Annotated in this window: 14 protein-coding genes; 5 read left to right on the forward strand and 9 right to left on the reverse strand. The window is 64.4% G+C overall.

Annotated elements, in window-relative coordinates; all coding sequences use genetic code 11:
• Positions 1 to 219: 219 nt before the first annotated feature.
• Positions 220 to 1521, forward strand: a complete 1302-nt coding sequence (locus U5A67_RS14715; protein ID WP_321815102.1) for an MFS transporter — start codon at positions 220 to 222, stop codon at positions 1519 to 1521.
• Between the two features lie 140 nt (positions 1522 to 1661).
• Positions 1662 to 3152: an MFS transporter gene (locus U5A67_RS14720; protein ID WP_321815101.1), complete on the forward strand. Its 1491-nt coding sequence runs from the start codon at positions 1662 to 1664 to the stop codon at positions 3150 to 3152.
• 96 nt (positions 3153 to 3248) lie between these two features.
• Here U5A67_RS14720 and U5A67_RS14725 read toward each other — a convergent pair whose 3' ends face one another.
• From U5A67_RS14725 to U5A67_RS14735, 3 genes are all read right to left on the reverse strand, one after another.
• Entirely contained in the window at positions 3249 to 3518 is a 270-nt protein-coding gene (locus U5A67_RS14725) for a hypothetical protein (RefSeq protein ID WP_205985403.1), read from the reverse strand.
• A gap of 70 nt (positions 3519 to 3588) precedes the next feature.
• Positions 3589 to 4020, reverse strand: a complete 432-nt coding sequence (locus tag U5A67_RS14730; protein ID WP_205985404.1) for a DoxX family protein — start codon at positions 4018 to 4020, stop codon at positions 3589 to 3591.
• Positions 4021 to 4261: 241 nt separating this feature from the next.
• Positions 4262 to 4417, reverse strand: coding sequence for a hypothetical protein (locus U5A67_RS14735; RefSeq protein ID WP_205985405.1), 156 nt, complete (start codon positions 4415 to 4417; stop codon positions 4262 to 4264).
• Between the two features lie 192 nt (positions 4418 to 4609).
• Between U5A67_RS14735 and U5A67_RS14740 the strand changes: the two genes are divergently transcribed.
• The 3 genes from U5A67_RS14740 (at position 4610) to flhC (ending at position 7053) form a co-directional block, all read left to right on the forward strand.
• Entirely contained in the window at positions 4610 to 5449 is an 840-nt protein-coding gene (locus U5A67_RS14740; RefSeq protein WP_321815100.1) for a helix-turn-helix domain-containing protein, read from the forward strand.
• Between the two features lie 670 nt (positions 5450 to 6119).
• Complete coding sequence (gene flhD, locus U5A67_RS14745) at positions 6120 to 6440, forward strand: flagellar transcriptional regulator FlhD (protein ID WP_183732050.1); 321 nt, start codon at positions 6120 to 6122, stop codon at positions 6438 to 6440.
• A gap of 10 nt (positions 6441 to 6450) precedes the next feature.
• On the forward strand, positions 6451 to 7053 hold the full coding sequence (flhC, locus tag U5A67_RS14750) for a flagellar transcriptional regulator FlhC (protein WP_205985426.1): 603 nt from the start codon (positions 6451 to 6453) through the stop codon (positions 7051 to 7053).
• 140 nt (positions 7054 to 7193) lie between these two features.
• On the opposite strand, the gene U5A67_RS14755 is transcribed toward flhC, so the two are convergent.
• From U5A67_RS14755 to U5A67_RS14780, 6 genes are all read right to left on the reverse strand, one after another.
• Complete coding sequence (locus U5A67_RS14755; RefSeq protein WP_321815099.1) at positions 7194 to 8519, reverse strand: Nramp family divalent metal transporter; 1326 nt, start codon at positions 8517 to 8519, stop codon at positions 7194 to 7196.
• Between the two features lie 61 nt (positions 8520 to 8580).
• Positions 8581 to 9789 carry an acyl-CoA dehydrogenase family protein gene (locus U5A67_RS14760; RefSeq protein ID WP_321815098.1) on the reverse strand — a complete coding sequence of 403 codons (1209 nt, stop codon included), beginning with the start codon at positions 9787 to 9789 and terminating at the stop codon, positions 8581 to 8583.
• Between the two features lie 198 nt (positions 9790 to 9987).
• Positions 9988 to 11508: an efflux transporter outer membrane subunit gene (locus tag U5A67_RS14765; RefSeq protein WP_321815216.1), complete on the reverse strand. Its 1521-nt coding sequence runs from the start codon at positions 11506 to 11508 to the stop codon at positions 9988 to 9990.
• Positions 11509 to 11550: 42 nt separating this feature from the next.
• Positions 11551 to 14736: an efflux RND transporter permease subunit gene (locus tag U5A67_RS14770; protein WP_321815097.1), complete on the reverse strand. Its 3186-nt coding sequence runs from the start codon at positions 14734 to 14736 to the stop codon at positions 11551 to 11553.
• A gap of 83 nt (positions 14737 to 14819) precedes the next feature.
• On the reverse strand, positions 14820 to 16040 hold the full coding sequence (locus tag U5A67_RS14775) for an efflux RND transporter periplasmic adaptor subunit (RefSeq protein ID WP_205985410.1): 1221 nt from the start codon (positions 16038 to 16040) through the stop codon (positions 14820 to 14822).
• A 69-nt stretch (positions 16041 to 16109) separates the two neighbouring features.
• Positions 16110 to 17042, reverse strand: coding sequence for an alpha/beta hydrolase (locus tag U5A67_RS14780; protein ID WP_321815096.1), 933 nt, complete (start codon positions 17040 to 17042; stop codon positions 16110 to 16112).
• Positions 17043 to 17122: the final 80 nt, after the last annotated feature.

Here is a 17122-nt window from a genome sequence, read left to right on the forward strand (position 1 = left end):
TCGCCGCCTGGCTAGAAGTCGTCGACGCGCGCCCCTCCAGGCCTACCCGGCCCCGCGCGCGCCGTATCCCGTGCCCACCCGCGCCCGCCTTCCGAACGCCGCCGCCCGACGCGCCACCCGCGCGTGAATCGGCGCGCCGCCACTCGACAGCCAGTCGCAAGCGAATCACCAGCACATCGACATCGATAACAACCACCACGGTATTCGGACATTTCGCAAATGCAGGCAACGGATCTGGGCGCTCCCGCGAGCACCCCGGCGCGCGCGCTCACGCGCAGCGACTACAAGACGCTCGGCCTCGCCGCACTCGGCGGCGCGCTCGAGTTCTACGACTTCATCATCTTCGTGTTCTTCGCCCCGGCGATCGGCCAGCTGTTCTTCCCGGCGGCGATTCCCGACTGGCTGCGTCAGTTGCAGACCTTCGGCATCTTCGCCGCGGGCTATCTGGCGCGGCCGCTCGGCGGCATCGTCATGGCGCACTTCGGCGATCTGCTCGGGCGCAAGCGCATGTTCACGCTCTCCGTGCTGCTGATGGCGCTGCCCACGCTCGCGATGGGCTGCCTGCCCACCTACGCGACGATCGGCGCATTCGCACCCGTGCTGTTGCTGACGCTGCGCGTGCTGCAGGGCGCGGCTGTCGGCGGCGAGGTGCCGGGCGCATGGGTGTTCGTCTCCGAACACGTGCCGCGCCGCCATACCGGCTATGCCTGCGGCACGCTCACGGCGGGCCTGACCTTCGGCATTCTGCTCGGCTCGCTGATCGCCGCAGCGGTCAATCACCATTTCGCGCCGACCGAAATCGCTTCGTATGCATGGCGCATTCCGTTCCTGATTGGTGGTGTTTTTGGCCTGTTTTCGGTGTATTTGCGCCAATGGCTGCACGAAACGCCGGTTTTCGCCGAAATGCAGGCGCGCAAGTCGCTCGCCGATGAAATCCCGCTCAAGGCCGTGCTGCGCGACCATGGGCGCGCCGTCATCGTCTCGATGCTGCTGACGTGGATGCTGTCGGCCGCCATCGTCGTCGTGATTCTGATGACGCCGCCGTTGCTGCAAAAGCAGTTCCACCTCGACGCCACCACCTCGCTGCTGGCCAACTGCGTCGCGACCGTCTTCCTGACCGTGGGCTGTGTCAGCGCGGGCGCGCTCGCCGACCGCTTCGGCGCGCGCCGCGTGCTGTCGATCGGCGGCATTGCGCTGGCGATCTCGTATTACACGCTGTTCCGCCAGGTGGCCGTCGACAGCTCGCTGCTGATGCCGCTTTATGCCGTCGCGGGCCTGCTGGTCGGCACCATCGGCGCGGTGCCGTTCGTGCTGGTCAACGCGTTCCCGCCGGTGGTGCGCTTCTCGGGCATCTCGTTTTCCTACAACGTCGCCTACGCGCTGTTCGGCGGCCTCACGCCGATCGTCGTCGCGCTGATGATGAAGTCGGCGCCGCTTGCGCCCACGTATTACGTGGCGGCGATCTGCGTGCTCGGCGCGCTGACCACCCTGTTCTTCAAGGATCCGGTTCGCGAAGGCTGAGCCGCGCGGCGGCTTTCGCATCGGCCATAAAAACGGCGCCGGAACATGATCCGGCGCCGTTTTTCTTTGCGGCGAAGGTCGCTTCCACCTTTCGCCTCAGCCTGAAACGTCGCGGCGGCATGCGTCCTAACATTAGACGCATGAAACCCGCACAGACCACTCCGCCCGCCGCGCCCACGCCGCCCGTTCGCTTTACGCCCGCGCTGATCCGCGTCGTAGGCACCGTCAGCGTGGGCTTTGTCGTGACGCAACTCGACGTCACCATCGTCAACATCGCGCTCGCGCGCATCGCCACCGATCTGCACGCCAACGTCGCCCGGCTTCAATGGATCGTCGATGCCTATACGCTCGCCTTCGCGGTGCTGATGCTCTCGGGCGGCGTGCTCGGCGACCGCTACGGCGCGCGCCGCATGTACGCGGCGGGCCTCGTGGTGTTCGCGCTCGCCTCGCTGGCGTGTGGCCTCGCGGCGAATCCCGCCCTGCTGATCGCCGCACGCGCGCTGCAAGGCGCCGGCGCCGCGGCCATGCTGCCGAATTCGCTCGCGCTGCTCAACGAAGCCTGCCGCCACGAACGCTCGCTGCGCGCCCGCGCCGTCGGCTTCTGGACCGCCGCCGGTGCGATTTCGATCGCCGCCGGGCCGGTTGCCGGAGGTTTGCTGATTGCCGCGTTCGGTTGGCGCAGCATCTTTCTGGTGAATCTGCCGCTGTGTGCGGCGGGACTGGCCGCGACGCTCGCGTGGACTCCCGCCAGACCTCGCCACGCCGATACACCGGCCGCCGTTCCCCAGCGCCCGCGCAGCCTCGACGTGCGCGGCCAGTTGCTCGCCATCGTCGCGCTGACGGCGTTCACGGGGGCGGTGATCGAATGGCGGCCGCTCGGCTTCACGCATTGGGCCATCTGGGGCGGCCTGCTGCTGGCCGTGCTCGCGGGCATGGCCTTCGTCGCGCTCGAAGCGCGCGCAGCCGATCCGATGCTGCCGCTCGCGATGCTGCGCAATCGCACGTTTAGCGCGGCGGTGCTGTTCGGCGTCTGCGTGAACCTGACCTATTACGGCACCGTATTCGTGCTGGCCCTGTTTCTCCAGCACACGCGCGGACAGACGCCGCTGCAGGCCGGGCTCACCTTCATCCCGCTCACGGGCGGTTTCCTGCTCTCGAATATTGCGAGCGGTCACGTGGTGTCGCGCTTCGGCACACGCCTGCCGATGATCGGCGGCGCGCTGGTGGCGGGGCTGGGTTACGCGTTGCTGATTCCCGTCGATGCGGGCACGCCGCTCATCGCGTTGCTCGCGGCCTTTCTGCTGATCCCGAGCGGCATGGGTCTCGCGGTTCCGGCCATGACGACGACCGTGCTCAGTTCGGTCGAACCGGCGCGTGCGGGCACGGCTTCGGCGCTGCTCAACACGGCGCGTCAGGCCGGCGGCGCGGTGGGCGTGGCGGCGTTCGGCGCGCTCACGGGCGGCGGTCTGGCGGGCGAAGTCGCCAACGGCCTGCACGCCGATGCCGCGATTTCCGCCGCCATTCTGTTGCTGGCAGCGTGGCTCGCATGGACCATGCGCGCGGATACCGCGCATCCCGCACATCCCGCATCGGCATCGGCCGGATCGCCGAACATGAAGGCGTCGCGTTGAGACGATTGCAAACGACACATCAAAACGAAAAGGCCGCGCAAAACGCGGCCTTTTTTACGCAAACACCATGCGATTTGTACACGCCTGGAGACAAGCCTAAAGCGACGCCTCCTGAATCGCGCCCGTGCTCAGCGCGCGCTCGATCAAGCCTTCGTTCTGCGCCTTGCGGATGGCGTGCGCAATCAATTGCTCCGGTTCCTCGAGTTCCGCCTTGAGTGCGCCCAGCAGACCCGAGGCGTCGAGGATCACCAGCGTCTTCGCCGTATCCGCGGCGCTGATCAACACGCGGCGCGTGCCATCATCGGCGAGACTTGCGCAGAACTGCCCCGTCGCGCCGCCCACGTTGTATTCGAAATTTTGTATCAAAGCCGGCTCCCTGTTTCCAGTGGATTCAAAGGACCGCAATCGCGATCGACCTGCGCTGCAACGTGACGTTTCAACCGCCGAAACCGCCGCGCGGCGCACGCAGTCCATCGATGGAAGCACGTCCCGCGCCCGTTACGGCAAGCAGCAGAAAACCGCCGGCGATCGCCACATTTTTCCAGAAGTGCACGACCGCATCCTGCTGCAGGGCGGCCTGGGTGACGTTCCAGAAATCGTGCCCGAGTATCGCCGTGACGATCGCGTAGATAGCCAGCACGAACGCCACGAAACGCGTACGCACGCCAAAAACCACCGCGAGACCGCCCAGCAACTCAATCGCCACGGCCACAGGCGCGACGAACTGCGCGTAGGGCACGGCATGGGCATGCAGATAGCCGAGGAACCCCGCGTACCCCAAAAGCTTCATGGCGCCGCCCCAGAGAAACAGTATCGCGAGCGCGAATCGGGCGATGAAGATGATGAGGGAATCTGCGGGACGTGTCATGAAGGGCTCCAGTATGCAATAACGCAGTGACCGTGTTCGCGCCCTACAGTTCCCGGGATACTGGATTACGTGAATATGGGACGGACGACGTGGACCACCTCGCCGAGGCCGCCTTGCGCATCACGGCGCCGAAAATTGATTCGGAATCCGATCTATTGATACCGTCTGAAGAAAGCGGATAGCTGCGGCAACACCGATACAGGTTTACCCGATTCTGCCGGCTCGCCGGCCATCGGCCATCTCAATGGCGGTGATGCATGGGGCGATGCGAATCGAGCCACCGGGCCACACGCTGTTCAAGCGTGCCGCGGCTACGGCGCGAAATGGCCCACGACACCGCGCAGACCAGCACCATGACGGCCGGACCCAGCAGATAAGCAGCAACCGTTTCCCTCATGGCCGTCTCCTTTGCCAAGCCGCCAGACAGAGTTCGAGGATTGAATTCTAGGCGATCAAAAGTCGGCCCGTAAGTGGCTTGCGCGATCGCCGAACGCGTTCTTTTGCACGGTTTTCTTATGACGTGCAGCGCCTCGCGAACATGACCCCGGAGGTAATGGAATACGCTGAGCGTTTCGCTAGAATCGGCCCAATGAACACGCTCGCCTCTTCCAGTTTCGCGCCGCGTGCCGGCGAAACCCGCCGCGGCGTCGGCGAGTTGCTGCGCGAGTGGCGTCTGCGCCGCCGCATGAGCCAGCTTCTGCTCGCGACCGAAGCCGAAATCTCGACGCGGCATCTGAGCTTCGTGGAATCGGGCCGCGCGCTGCCGAGCCGGGAAATGGTGATGCATCTGGCCGAGCGCCTGGACGTGCCGCTGCGCGAACGCAATGCGCTGCTGCTCGCGGCCGGTTATGCGCCGCTGTATCGCGAACGCACGCTCGACGACCCGCAACTGGCGGCGGCGCGCGAGGCGGTCGAACTGGTGCTGCGCGGTCACGAACCTTACCCCGCGCTTGCGGTGGACCGGCACTGGAATATCGTCGCGACCAACCGTGCGCTCGCGCCGCTGATCGGCGATGCGTCGCCTGCCTTGCTGCAAGCGCCCATCAACGCCCTGCGGCTTTCGTTACATCCGGCGGGCATCGCGCCGCGCATCGTGAACTGGCACGCGTGGCGCGCGCATCTGCTCGCGCGCCTGCAGCGCCAGATCGACGCCAGCGCCGATACCGCTCTCGTTACACTTCACGACGAACTGGCCGCCTACCCGGCGCCGCCCGACGCCGCGCCCGCCGATCCCGAGCCGATCCACAACCTCATTGCCGTGCCGCTGCGCGTGCGAACCGCCCTCGGCGAGCTGGCGTTCTACAGCACCACGACGATTTTCGGCACGCCAGTCGATATCACGCTTGCCGAGCTGGCGATCGAAGCTTTTTTCCCCGCCGATCCCCACACCGCCAGCCTGCTGCGCGCCCACGCCTCTCCGGCCCCATAAGCGCCTTCAGAACGGCTTCCCGCGCCTCTCAAGGCTCAATCCCGCCAGTTTGTCGCGCCGACGCTACAAATCGCGATTAAAAGCCGTTGGACGCGTCGATTTATGCGATTTACATCTACGCGTAAACCAGTAACGGTAAAAAGCGCGTCAACGAGCCGCAGACCAAGGCCGTCTGTCACATCTTGACAAAGCTAGTTACACAGGGTCGAAACACTAGTTACAGATTAATCCTCATACGTATTAACTATTCACTGAGTATTTCTTACCTGTCAACGTAAATCCTTTCGAATCGTTTAATCTGCATAATCCGGCGCAGCGGTCCGTTCCGACTCGTTGCGCAAGCATCGACACCACCTTGAAAACCCTTATTTCATGGGGTTTTCCGCTAAATACCCCGTCCCTAAAGGCTTTGCTGGCGGCTGTCACAGAAGCGCAATCTTTCCTCAGAAAAAGTTACCGAAATTATTTGTAACAGCGGCATTATTTTTTTGAGAAGGGATTGATTTCTGAGATTAGTCCTCATACAATTCGCTCCAACGTGTTACGAGTTGTAACACGTTGTATCAAGAAGTCAGGCGCCACCGTGAATGAGTGGACCGACACAAGAGCCAAAAAAGTTACAACGGCAGCGAATGCCGGGGGGTTAATCGGGGCTTCGGAAAAGAGAGAAATGGACCGTAGCAGCGAGACGCTGGATTCAATCCGCGAAATTAATTTGTCGTACCTGATGCTCGCTCAGCGGATGCTGCGCGAGGACAAGCCGGTCGGTATGTTCCGACTGGGACTGTCGTCGGAACTGGCTGATCTGCTTGCTGGTCTGTCGCTCGCACAGATCGTCAAGCTGGCCGCTTCCGACCAGCTTCTTTGTCTTTTCCGCTTCGACGACCATGCCATGTTGACTGCTCTGACGCAGACAACCCGGCATACCGACGTGGCGGCTACACACGCGGCGATCCTGCTTGCAGGTCAGCCGGCTGTGCAATTCGCCTGAGGGACGGGTCATGACTACGAACCGCCGCAGCCTCACCGAAGACGCGCAGGAAGTTTTTCGCGCGATCGCGCTGATCGAGCTGGGTGCACGGATGCAGGTGCTGGAGAGCGAGCTTTCGCTTTCGCGCGACCGCATGATCCGTCTGTACCGCGAGATCCGCGGCGTTTCGCCGCCCAAGGGTATGTTGCCGTTCTCGGCGGACTGGTACATGACGTGGCTGGCTAACATCCACGCCTCGTTGTTCTACAACACGTACCTGTTCCTCAAGAACGAAGCGCGTTGCTCGCATCTCGACGCGCTCACCAAGGGGTTCCGGCTGTATCTGGAACACTGCCGCCACAGCGGGACCGAGCCGGTGCTCGATCTCACCCGTGCGTGGACCCTGGTGCGCTTTTTCGATGCGGAGATTCTGCAGATGACGCCTTGCTGCCGATGTGGCGGTAAGTTCGTCGCGCACAAACACGACCTGCAGCATAACGTCGTGTGTGGTGCATGCCAGCCGCCTTCGCGCGCCGGCAAGACGAAGAAGGCGGCTGCAGCGCGACGGGGCGCAGAGCAGACCGAGAGCGACCTTCCGGTGGAAACATCGGACGGCATTGCCGAGGCTGCATAAGCGTAGGAGAGCCAAGATCCGGTTAACCGGACGCAGCAGCAAAGAGACCTAGACGCGAAGCCGTCCGGCGCCCCCAGAGGTGCCGGACGGCGAAGCGCATTGAGCGTCGCATCGCCCGCCCTTCCTGTTTTCAGTCCCTTCTAGTTGCCCAAAAAGGTCGCCCAGACCAGCCACAGGTTGGCAGCCGTGATAACGGCGAACAGCAGCCAGGCGATCAGCCGCGTCGGCAGGCGATTCACGAACACGCCCATCAGCGCACGGTCGTTCGTCATGCGGATCAGCGGCCAGAGTGCGAACGGCAGTTGCAGGCTCAGCACGACCTGGCTTGCGACCAGCAGTTTGCCCACCGCGCCGTTGCCCAGCCACCACACGCCGATAAAAGCCGGAATCAGCGCCAGTACACGCGTGATGAGACGCCGCTGGTAGCACGGGATCTTCATCTGCAGGAAGCCTTCCATGACGACCTGCCCGGCCACCGTGCCGGTAAACGTCGAGCTTTGCCCGGAAGCCAGCAGCGTCACCGCGAACAGCACGGCCGCGGCGCCGCTGCCGACGATCGGCGCGAGCAGCTTGTAGGCGTCCTCGATCTCGGTGACGCCGGTGTGGCCCGTGGCGTGAAAGGCCGCCGCCGCCAGAATCAGAATCGCCGCGTTGATCAGCAGCGCGAGCACCAGCGAGACGATCGTATCGATGCGCGAAAGCCCGATCGCCTGGCCGATGCTGGCTTCGTCGCGCTTCACGGCGCGCGTCTGCACGATCGACGAATGCAGGTAGAGGTTGTGCGGCATGACCGTCGCACCCAGAATGCCGATGGCGAGATAGAGCGGTTCCTGCGCGGCAACCGCATGCCACGACGGCACCGCGCCCGCGAACACCGAATGCCAGTGCGGCTTCACGAGCGCCAGCTCGATCACATAGCCCAGCCCGATGGTGGCGATCAGCCCCGCCATGATCGCTTCGAGCGTGCGGAAGTTCTTGCCCTTGAGCCCGAGCACGATGATCGTGTCGAACGCCGTGAGAACGATGCCCCACATCAGCGAACAGCCCAGCAGCAGATGAAACGCGAGCGCGCCGCCCAGCACTTCGGCCAGATCGCAGGCGATGATCGCGAGTTCGGCCAGCGCCCATTGGCCGAGCACGACCGGTTTGCTGTAGCGCGTGCGCGACAGTTCGGCGAGATCGCGGCCGGTGACGATACCGAGGCGCATCGCGAGACATTGCAGCGCCATCGCCGCGAGGCTCGACAGCACGACGACGAACAGCAGGTTGTAACCGTACTTCGAACCGGCCTCGATATCGGTGGCCCAGTTGCCCGGGTCCATATAGCCGATCGATATCAGCAAGCCTGGACCCGCGAATTGCAGCAGCTTCTTCCAGAACGGCGCGCGCGGCGAAACCGCCACGCTGCCTTGCACTTCAGATGGGCAAAACGGCGCCGTCGCCGTGGTGGGTAAGCGGAACTCCAACGGTGCGATCCTCGAAGGGGTGAAATGCGCGCCTTGATTTATAGCGTGCGCGATCGGTCCCTCAAGTGTACAGCGATGGCTGCGGCAGTTCTCGCGTGAGCGCGTGACGGCCCACGTCGCGCACGCGATAGTCGAGCGGATCGTGCAGCGTATGCACGCGCGCATTGCGCCAGAAGCGGTCGAGCGCGAGTGCGGCGTTGGTCGCGCGAGCGCCGCAGGCGTCGAACAGTTGCTCGCCTGCATCCAGCGCCGCACGATGCGCGACGATCTTCGCCTCCGATACGGCAAGCGAAACTTCGGCGCGGGTGGCGGCCTGAAGTGCGTCGCCCTGCTGCCAGGCGTGATCGAGAATCGCCGCCGCGCGATCCGCCAGCACCGCGGCGGACAGCGCCTTGATGCGCATCTCGCCGAAGCGCTGTTGCAGATACGGATCGTCCACGGCGTGCTGCACGCCCGAATTGACCCACGGACGACCATTGGCCAGCACATATTCGCGCGCCTCTTCGAGCGCGCCTTCCGCGAGGCCAACAAACAGATTGGTCAGCACCAGTTGCGAAACCAGCGTGCGCAGCGACGCACGCGGCGTATCCGGCCGATGCAGCACCTCGGCGGCGAGCACCTCGACGGCATCGAACGAGACCGTACCGCTATCGGTCTGACGCTGGCCGATCGGGTCCCAGTCGTCGTGAACGGTGATGCCCGCGCGCGTGGTCGGCACGACGGCGAACACCGGGTTGCCGCTCGCCGGATCATGGCCGCTCACGGTCATCAGCTGCGAGCCCGTGGTGCCGGAACAAAATCCCTTCTTGCCGTGCAGACGCCAGCCGCCCGCGCCATCGGCCTGCGCGATCAGACGCGTATCGAGCGGATTCACCGCGTTGCCCCACCACCAGCGATGCTCGACCGTGCCTTGCAGCCAGTTCGCGCGCTGCGTGGCGTTGCCCCAGAGATCGACGGTCGCGATCTGCAAGAACTCGAAGCCGAGCAGATGCGCAAGCGCGCTATCCACCCGCGCAATCTGGCGGATGGTCCGATACGGCGCGCTCCAGCCGGAACCGTCCGCGCCCAGACGCCCGCCAAATTCCTGCGGCACCGCCAGCGTGAGCAGCCCGGCATCGGCGATCAACTGCTTTTCGGCGGCCGCGTGACCGCCCGCCAGATCGCGGCGCGCGGCGCTCGCGCGCAAGCTCTCGATCAGCGTCGCGAGACGCGCATCGCCGTTCGTAGGCTCGGTTGAAGGGTGCGTCTGCGGCGGCCGTGGATCGTTCATGCCAGGTGTCCCGAATGAGTTGCGCGGTGCCCGGAGCTGGGGCGCACGCGCCATCCGCTCCAGCTTCGATCGACCGATGATAGTGGCGCGCGCTTGGGCAGGCTACGAATCGTTTCCGCAAATGAAATCGCGGCTGGCGATATGCGCTTGCATACCGGCCAGCCGCGAGGGCCCAGCAGAGGAGCGCCCAGCGCCCGTTTATCGCGACGCGAGCGGTGGTGCGCCATCGGGCTGCGCAGCGGGCTTCGGGTCGCCCCAGCCGCCGCCCAGCGCGCGGATCAGGTTGACCGTCGCCACTGCCTGCGAGCCTTCCAGGTGGCTCGCCTGAAGCTGCGAAACCAGCACCGAGCGCTCGCTATCGATCACGTTCAGATAGCTGACCTCGCCCTCTTCGTACTGCGTGCGCGAGAGATGCGCGGCGCGCTCCGAGGCACTCACGGCGTCGTTCTGCTCGCGGATCTGATCGTCGAGCAGACGCAGATCGGAGAGGTTGTCCTCGACTTCGCGGAACGCCACCAGCACCTGCTGCCGATACTGCGCGACATCCTCGTCGTACTTCGCGCGCGCCTGGGCCAGATCGGCCGTGCGGCGGCCGCCGTCGAACAGCGGCACCGTGAGCGCCGTGCCCGCGAGCGGCCCGAGGAAGAACGCGCGGCTCGACCACATGAACAGATCGCCGAGCGTGGTCGACTCGTAGCCGAACGCGCCGGTGATATCGAGCTTCGGAAAGAACGCCGATTTCGCCAGACCGACGCGCGCGTTCGCGGCGGCCATCGCGCGCTCCGCGGCGGCGATATCGGGACGGCGTTCGAGCAGCGTCGAAGGCAGACCCGCCGGCACGCGCGCCGTGACCGGCACGAGCGGCGCCTGCGCGAACGTGAAATCGGCCGGCGCCTTGCCCAGCAGAATCGCCAGACTATGCTCCGAAGCTGCACGCTGACGCGCCACCCCGACGGCATCGGCGCGCGCGCTCGCCAGTTCATTGCGCGCCTGCGAAACGTCCAGCTCGCTGATATCGCCTTCCTTGAAGCGGCGCTCGACCAGCTTGAGCGCGTCTGCGCGCAGCGTCACGGTGCGGCGATACAGATCGGCATCGGAATCGAACTGGCGCAACTGGAAGTAGTTCTGCGCGACATCGGCCTGCAAGGCCAGTTGCACCGAACGGAACAGCGCTTCGCTTTGCTGCGCGTCCGAGCGCGCGGCGTTCACGTTCGAACTCACGCGGCCGAACAGATCGGCTTCGTAGCTTGTCGTGGCCTGCGCGCGCCAGAGCGTTTGCGTCGGCACACTGGTGTTCTGCGGCAGATACTGCGAAGCCGGCGAAGCGTGCTCGTAAGTCGGCCCAAAGCCCGCGTCGAGCGACGGGAACCACGACGCGCGCGCCGCCTGGGTGACCGCCCGCGCCTGCTGCACGCGCGCGGCCGCCGCCTTGAGGTCCTGGTTGGCCGACTGCGCCTGCTCTTCGAGCTGGTCGAGCGTCGGGTCGCCGAACACCTTCCACCACTCGCCGCGATGCGCATCGTCGGCGGGCTGCGCGGCCGTCCACGAACCCACGTCATGCGGACCGGCCGGTTGCGTCTGCTGCGGCGCTTCCTTGTACGCATCGGGCACGCCCGCGTCGGGCACCTTGTAAGTGGGCTCGACCGAGCAGGCCGCGAGCCACGCAAACAGCGCCACGCCCAGCGCGAGACGCGTACGGCGCCACAACGGACTTGTCATGCCTTGCGAGAACGAATAGTTAGTCATCTTGATCATCCTTCCTTACGCATCCACCGTGTCGGGCGTATGGCGCGCGTTGTCCTTCTGCGCCACGTGAATCTTGCCGCCCGCGAGCGTGCGCAACACCACGTAGAACACCGGCGTGAGCAGCAGACCGAACGCGGTCACGCCCAGCATGCCGAAGAACACCGCAATCCCCATCGCATGGCGCATTTCCGAACCCGCCCCCGACGACAGCACGAGCGGCACCACACCCATGATGAATGCGATCGACGTCATCAGAATCGGGCGCAGACGCAGGCGGCTCGCTTCGATCGCCGCGGACAGCGGCGTATGGCCGTCATGCTCCAGTTCGCGGGCGAATTCCACGATCAGAATCGCGTTCTTCGACGCCAGCCCCACCAGCACCATCAAGCCGATCTGCGTGAAGATGTTGTTGTCGCCCTGTGTGAGCCACACGCCGGTCAGCGCACACAGCACGCTCATCGGCACGATCAGGATCACGGCGAGCGGCAGCGTCAGGCTTTCGTACAGCGCGGCCAGCACGAGGAACACCAGCAGCACGCTGATCGGGAACACCCAGACACCGGCATTGCCCGCGAGCACCTGCTGATACGTGAGGTCGGTCCATTCGAACTTCACGCCGCGCGGCAGCACTTCCGCCGCAATGCGTTCGGCCGCGGCCTGCGCCTGACCCGACGAATAACCCGGCGCGGGACCGCCGTTGATATCCGCTGCGGTGTAGCCGTTGTAACGCACCACCATTTCGGGGCCGTACGTGGGCGACACCGTCACCAGCGACGAGAGCGGCACCATATCGCCAGCGGCGTTACGCGTCTTCAGTTGCAGGATGTCGTCGGCCTTCTGGCGGAACGGCGCATCGGCCTGCACGCGCACCTGATAGACGCGTCCGAAGCGGTTGAAGTCGTTCACGTACAGCGAGCCCAGGTAAATCTGCATCGTGTCGAACACATCCGTCACCGGCACGCCAAGCTGCTTGGCCTTGGTGCGGTCGAGATCGACATTCAGTTGCGGCACGTTGATCTGATAGTTCGAGAACGTCGGGCCCAGCTCCTTGGTCTGCGACGCGCGCTTCACAAAGTCCTGCGTCGCGCGGTTGAGCGCTTCATAACCGAGCGCACCGTGATCCTCCAGCTGCAACTTGAAACCGCCAAGCGTGCCGAGACCGAGCACCGGCGGCGGCGGGAACACAGCGATAAACGAGTCCTTGATCGCGCCGTATTGCTGATTCAGCGCGCCCGCAATCGCACCCGCGGACAAAGCCTTGCCTTTGCGCTCCTTGAACGGCTTGAGCGTGACGAACACAATGCCCGCGCTCGAACTATTCGTGAAGCCGTTCACCGAGAGACCCGGGAACGCCACGGCGCTTTCCACGCCAGGCTGCTTCAGCGCGATCGAACTCATCTCGCGAATCACGTTTTCCGTGCGATCGAGCGAGGCGCCGTTCGGCAACTGCGTGAAGGCGATCAGATACTCCTTGTCCTGCGCGGGCACGAAACCGCCCGGCACGATACGCGCCATCAACACGGTCGCGCCCAGCAGCAGCACATAGACCACGAGCATCGCGCCCTTGCGGCGCAGCACGCCATTCACGCCGCGGCCGTAGCTCTCCGAACCGCGATGGAACACCTTGTTGAAGCGCTTGAAAAAGCCGCCCAGCACGCGATTCATGCCGCGCGTCAGCCAGTCTTCCTTCGCATCGTGGCCGCGCAGCAGCAGTGCGGAAAGCGCAGGCGAGAGCGTGAGCGAATTGAACGCCGAGATCACCGTCGAAATGGCGATGGTCATCGCGAACTGCTTGTAGAACTGGCCCGTGAGACCGCTCATGAAGGCGAGCGGCACGAACACGGCCACCAGCGTCAGCGCAATGGCGATAATCGGCCCGCTCACTTCCTGCATGGCCTTATACGTGGCATCTCGCGCCGATAAACCGCTCGCGATATTGCGCTCGACGTTCTCCACCACCACGATCGCATCGTCCACCACGATGCCGATTGCCAGCACCATGCCGAACAGCGACAACGCATTGATCGAGAAACCAAACGCCAGCAGCAGCGAGAACGTCCCGACAATCGACACCGGCACGGCAATCAACGGAATGATCGACGCGCGCCACGTTTGCAGGAACACGATCACCACGACCACGACCAGCGCAATCGCTTCGAGCAGCGTGTGCACCACGGCCTCGATACTCGAGCGCACGAACTGCGTCGGGTCATAGACGATCTTGTAGTCCACGCCTGCGGGCATGTCCTGCTTGAGGTCCTTCATCGCCGCGCGCACCTGTTCGGAAATCGCGAGCGAATTTGCACCCGGCGCCTGATTGATTGCGAGCGCAACGGCCGGCTTGTTATCGAGCAGCGAACGCAGGCCATATTCCGAAGCGGCCAGTTCGATACGCGCGATATCGCGCAGATACGTCACGCCGCCATCGGGATTGGTCTTGACGATGATGTCGCCGAATTCGCTTTCCGTGCGCAGACGCCCGCGCGCGTTCACGTTCAGTTGCAGCGGCGTGCCCGGCACGCTAGGCGATGCGCCGATCACACCGGCCGCCACCTGCACGTTCTGCTCGCGAATCGCATTCACCACATCCTGCGCGGTGAGATTGCGCTGCGCCACCTTCTGCGGATCGAGCCACACGCGCATGGCGTAATCGCCCGAACCCCACAACTGCACTTCGCCCACGCCCTGAATATTGGACAGGCGATCCTTGACGTTGAGCAGCGCGTAGTTGCGCAGATACGTCATGTCGTACTGGTTGTTCGGCGAGATCAGGTGAACCACCATCGTGAGCGTCGGCGAGCTTTTGATGGTGGTGATGCCCAGGCGCTGCACATCCTCCGGCAGACGCGGCAAAGCCTGATTCACGCGGTTTTGCACCAGCTGCGTGGCCTTGTCGGGATCGGTGCCCAGACGGAACGTGACGGTCAGCGTGAGATTGCCGTCGCTATTGGTCTGCGACTGCATGTACAGCATGTTCTCGACGCCGTTGATCTGCTCTTCCAGCGGCGCGGCCACTGCTTCGGCGATCACTTTCGGGTTCGCGCCCGGATACTGTGCGTGGACGACCACCGAAGGCGGCACGACTTCGGGGTATTCGGAGATCGGCAACTGGAACAGTGCGATCACCCCGGCCAGCAGGATCAGCACGGACAGCACGCCCGCGAAGATCGGCCGGTCGATGAAGAATTTCGATATGTTCATGGGTCGCTCTTTTATTTCGGATGACTAACTTGGTGCGAGCATCGCGCAGACGGCGCCATGCGCCATCTGTGCATCGCTACACGTCAGGAAGCCTTTGCGTCCTTTGCGGGAGATTGCGTGGCCATTGCCGAAGCGGCGTCGCCGTCCGGGTCGCCGTTCATCGGCACCATATGCGAGCGCACGGCCGCGCCCGGACGCACACGCTGCGTGCCGTTCACGACCACATGATCGCCAGCCTGCAAGCCGTCGAGAATCACGCGCAGATTGCCCTGCTGGCCGCCGATCTGCACATTGCGATACGCCACCTTGCCCGTGCCATCGACCACGTAGACGTACTTCTTGTCCTGATCGGTGCCGATGGCGGCTTCGTCCACCAGCAGCGCCGGATGCGGCGCGCTGCCGCTCACCTTGATGCGGGCGTAGAGGCCCGGCACGAGCGCGCCATCGGCGTTATCGAAGCGCGCGCGCACGCGGATCGTGCCCGACGACGTATCGAGCCGGTTATCGACCGATTCGATCGTGCCCGAGCGCGAATAACCTGTTTCGTTCGCAAGACCCAGATCCACCGGCACCTTCGAGCCATCCTTCATGCGGCTGATGTAGTCGAGATAGGTTTGCTCGTCGGCGTCGAATTCGGCGTAGATCGGCGAAACCGACACCAGCGTCGTGAGCGGCGGCGCGCTCGCGCCTGCCGACACCACATTGCCCACGGTGATTTCCGCGCGTGAAACACGGCCCGCAACCGGCGCGACGATGCGCGTGAAGCCGAGGTTGATCTGCGCGGCTTCGAGCGCGGCCTGCGCGGCCTTCAGGTTCGCATTCGCTTCGCGCGACGCGTTCTGCTTCTCGTCGTAATCGCGTTTGGCGATGGCGTTATCGCCAATCAGACGTTGCGCGCGCTCCCAGTCGCTTTGCGCGTAACCGGTGCGCGCCTGCGCGGCGGCCAGTTGCGCGGCGGCCTGATCGACGGCCGCCTGATACGGACGCGGATCGATCACGAACAGCGTGTCGCCCTTCTTCACGAGCGCGCCATCACGGAAGTTCACCGAAACAATCGTGCCCGAGACCTGAGGTCGGACATCGACTTTTTCGACGGCTGCCAGGCGGCCCGAATAGCTCTGCCAATCGGTGATATTGCGCTTCAGCACGGCTGCGACGTCCACTTCGGGCGCGGGCGGCGCTTCGGCGGCAACAGCCGTGTGCGTGTTCAGGCGCATCGCGCCCAGGGTGCCGAGACCCGCGACGACGAGTACGGCAACGACCGCGAGCGCGATACGCGTGCGGGAATGCGAGTTAAGTGACATGCCGGGCTCCAGAAAGATGAATGATTTTTTTGTTGGTTGAATACGATCTTTGGTGCGTGGCGTTCGCCATCAACACGAACCGGATTCGAAACAGCAGCGGAAAAAGCGCACCGCTTCGGCCAGCGCTTCGGGATGCGCGCCAATCTGCGCGTGCGATACGCTCGGGTAACGCATCACATGGGTGCGTACGCCCGCTTCGATCAGGCGCGTGGCGTACTTTTCCGCTTCGATATGCAGTACGTCGTTTTGCGCCGTGACGATGAACGTGGGCGGCAAGCCCGCCAGACGCGTGCACTCCAGCGGTGCAGCGTAAGGGTGCATCCGCTGCGCGGCTTCGGGCAGATAGGCGCGATAACAGGCCGCGCATTCGCTCGCCGAAATATCGGAGGCGAGGCGCGCTTCGTCGCCCAGACGCGTGAGGCTGGGGTCGAGCATCGGCGCGAACAGGGCCTGCGCGGCGAGCTTCACGTCGCCGCGATCACGGCCGATAAACGCGAGCACATTGGCGATCTGGCCGCCCGCATCGTGTCCCGCCGCGACAATGCGTTTAGCGCTGCCGCCAAAGGCGCGCGCACGCGTGAGCACCCATTGCGCGGCGCGATGCGCGTCTTCGGGCGCGGCCGGAAACGGAAACTGCGGCGCCAGCGAATAACCCACCGACACCACCAGCGCCGGTAAGCGTTCTGCGAAAAAGCGGCTGGCTTTTTCCGCATCGTCGAGCGTGCCGCGCACGAAACCGCCGCCATGAAAATAGAGCAGCACCGGCAGATTGGTCGCGCCCTGCGGACGATAAAGCCGCAATACGATGTCCTGCGCGTGGCCTTCGATCGTCACTTCGTTGACCTCGATGGCTGCCGCGCGGGCCTTCGGCGCAGGCGCCGCAGCCAGTCTGCGCGCGGGCGTGGCTTGCGCCGGTGCAACATCGGGCGCCACTTCGGCAGCCACGTCAGGCGCGGCCTGATCGGCGGAATTCCACGGGGTCGAACGTTTAAAGGCATCCATATCGAAACGGCGCAAAGCGCGAAAGTAAATTCGAATGGTGCGAATTGTGGGTTCGGCAGACTTGCAAATAAATGCCTATA

It is taken from the genome of Paraburkholderia sp. J69-1 (assembly GCF_905220255.1).
Taxonomy (GTDB): domain Bacteria; phylum Pseudomonadota; class Gammaproteobacteria; order Burkholderiales; family Burkholderiaceae; genus Paraburkholderia.

Excerpts from the sequence above, each read along its gene's own strand:
- U5A67_RS14760 (WP_321815098.1), bottom strand. The coding sequence starts at position 9,789 with ATGAACGATCCACGGCCGCCGCAGACGCACCCTTCAACCGAGCCTACG.
- U5A67_RS14735 (WP_205985405.1), bottom strand. The coding sequence starts at position 4,417 with ATGAGGGAAACGGTTGCTGCTTATCTGCTGGGTCCGGCCGTCATGGTG.
- U5A67_RS14780 (WP_321815096.1), bottom strand. The coding sequence starts at position 17,042 with ATGGATGCCTTTAAACGTTCGACCCCGTGGAATTCCGCCGATCAGGCC.
- U5A67_RS14770 (WP_321815097.1), bottom strand. The coding sequence starts at position 14,736 with ATGAACATATCGAAATTCTTCATCGACCGGCCGATCTTCGCGGGCGTG.
- U5A67_RS14765 (WP_321815216.1), bottom strand. The coding sequence starts at position 11,508 with ATGACAAGTCCGTTGTGGCGCCGTACGCGTCTCGCGCTGGGCGTGGCG.
- flhC (WP_205985426.1), top strand. The coding sequence starts at position 6,451 with ATGACTACGAACCGCCGCAGCCTCACCGAAGACGCGCAGGAAGTTTTT.
- U5A67_RS14740 (WP_321815100.1), top strand. The coding sequence starts at position 4,610 with ATGAACACGCTCGCCTCTTCCAGTTTCGCGCCGCGTGCCGGCGAAACC.
- U5A67_RS14715 (WP_321815102.1), top strand. The coding sequence starts at position 220 with ATGCAGGCAACGGATCTGGGCGCTCCCGCGAGCACCCCGGCGCGCGCG.
- U5A67_RS14720 (WP_321815101.1), top strand. The coding sequence starts at position 1,662 with ATGAAACCCGCACAGACCACTCCGCCCGCCGCGCCCACGCCGCCCGTT.
- flhD (WP_183732050.1), top strand. The coding sequence starts at position 6,120 with ATGGACCGTAGCAGCGAGACGCTGGATTCAATCCGCGAAATTAATTTG.
- U5A67_RS14775 (WP_205985410.1), bottom strand. The coding sequence starts at position 16,040 with ATGTCACTTAACTCGCATTCCCGCACGCGTATCGCGCTCGCGGTCGTT.
- U5A67_RS14730 (WP_205985404.1), bottom strand. The coding sequence starts at position 4,020 with ATGACACGTCCCGCAGATTCCCTCATCATCTTCATCGCCCGATTCGCG.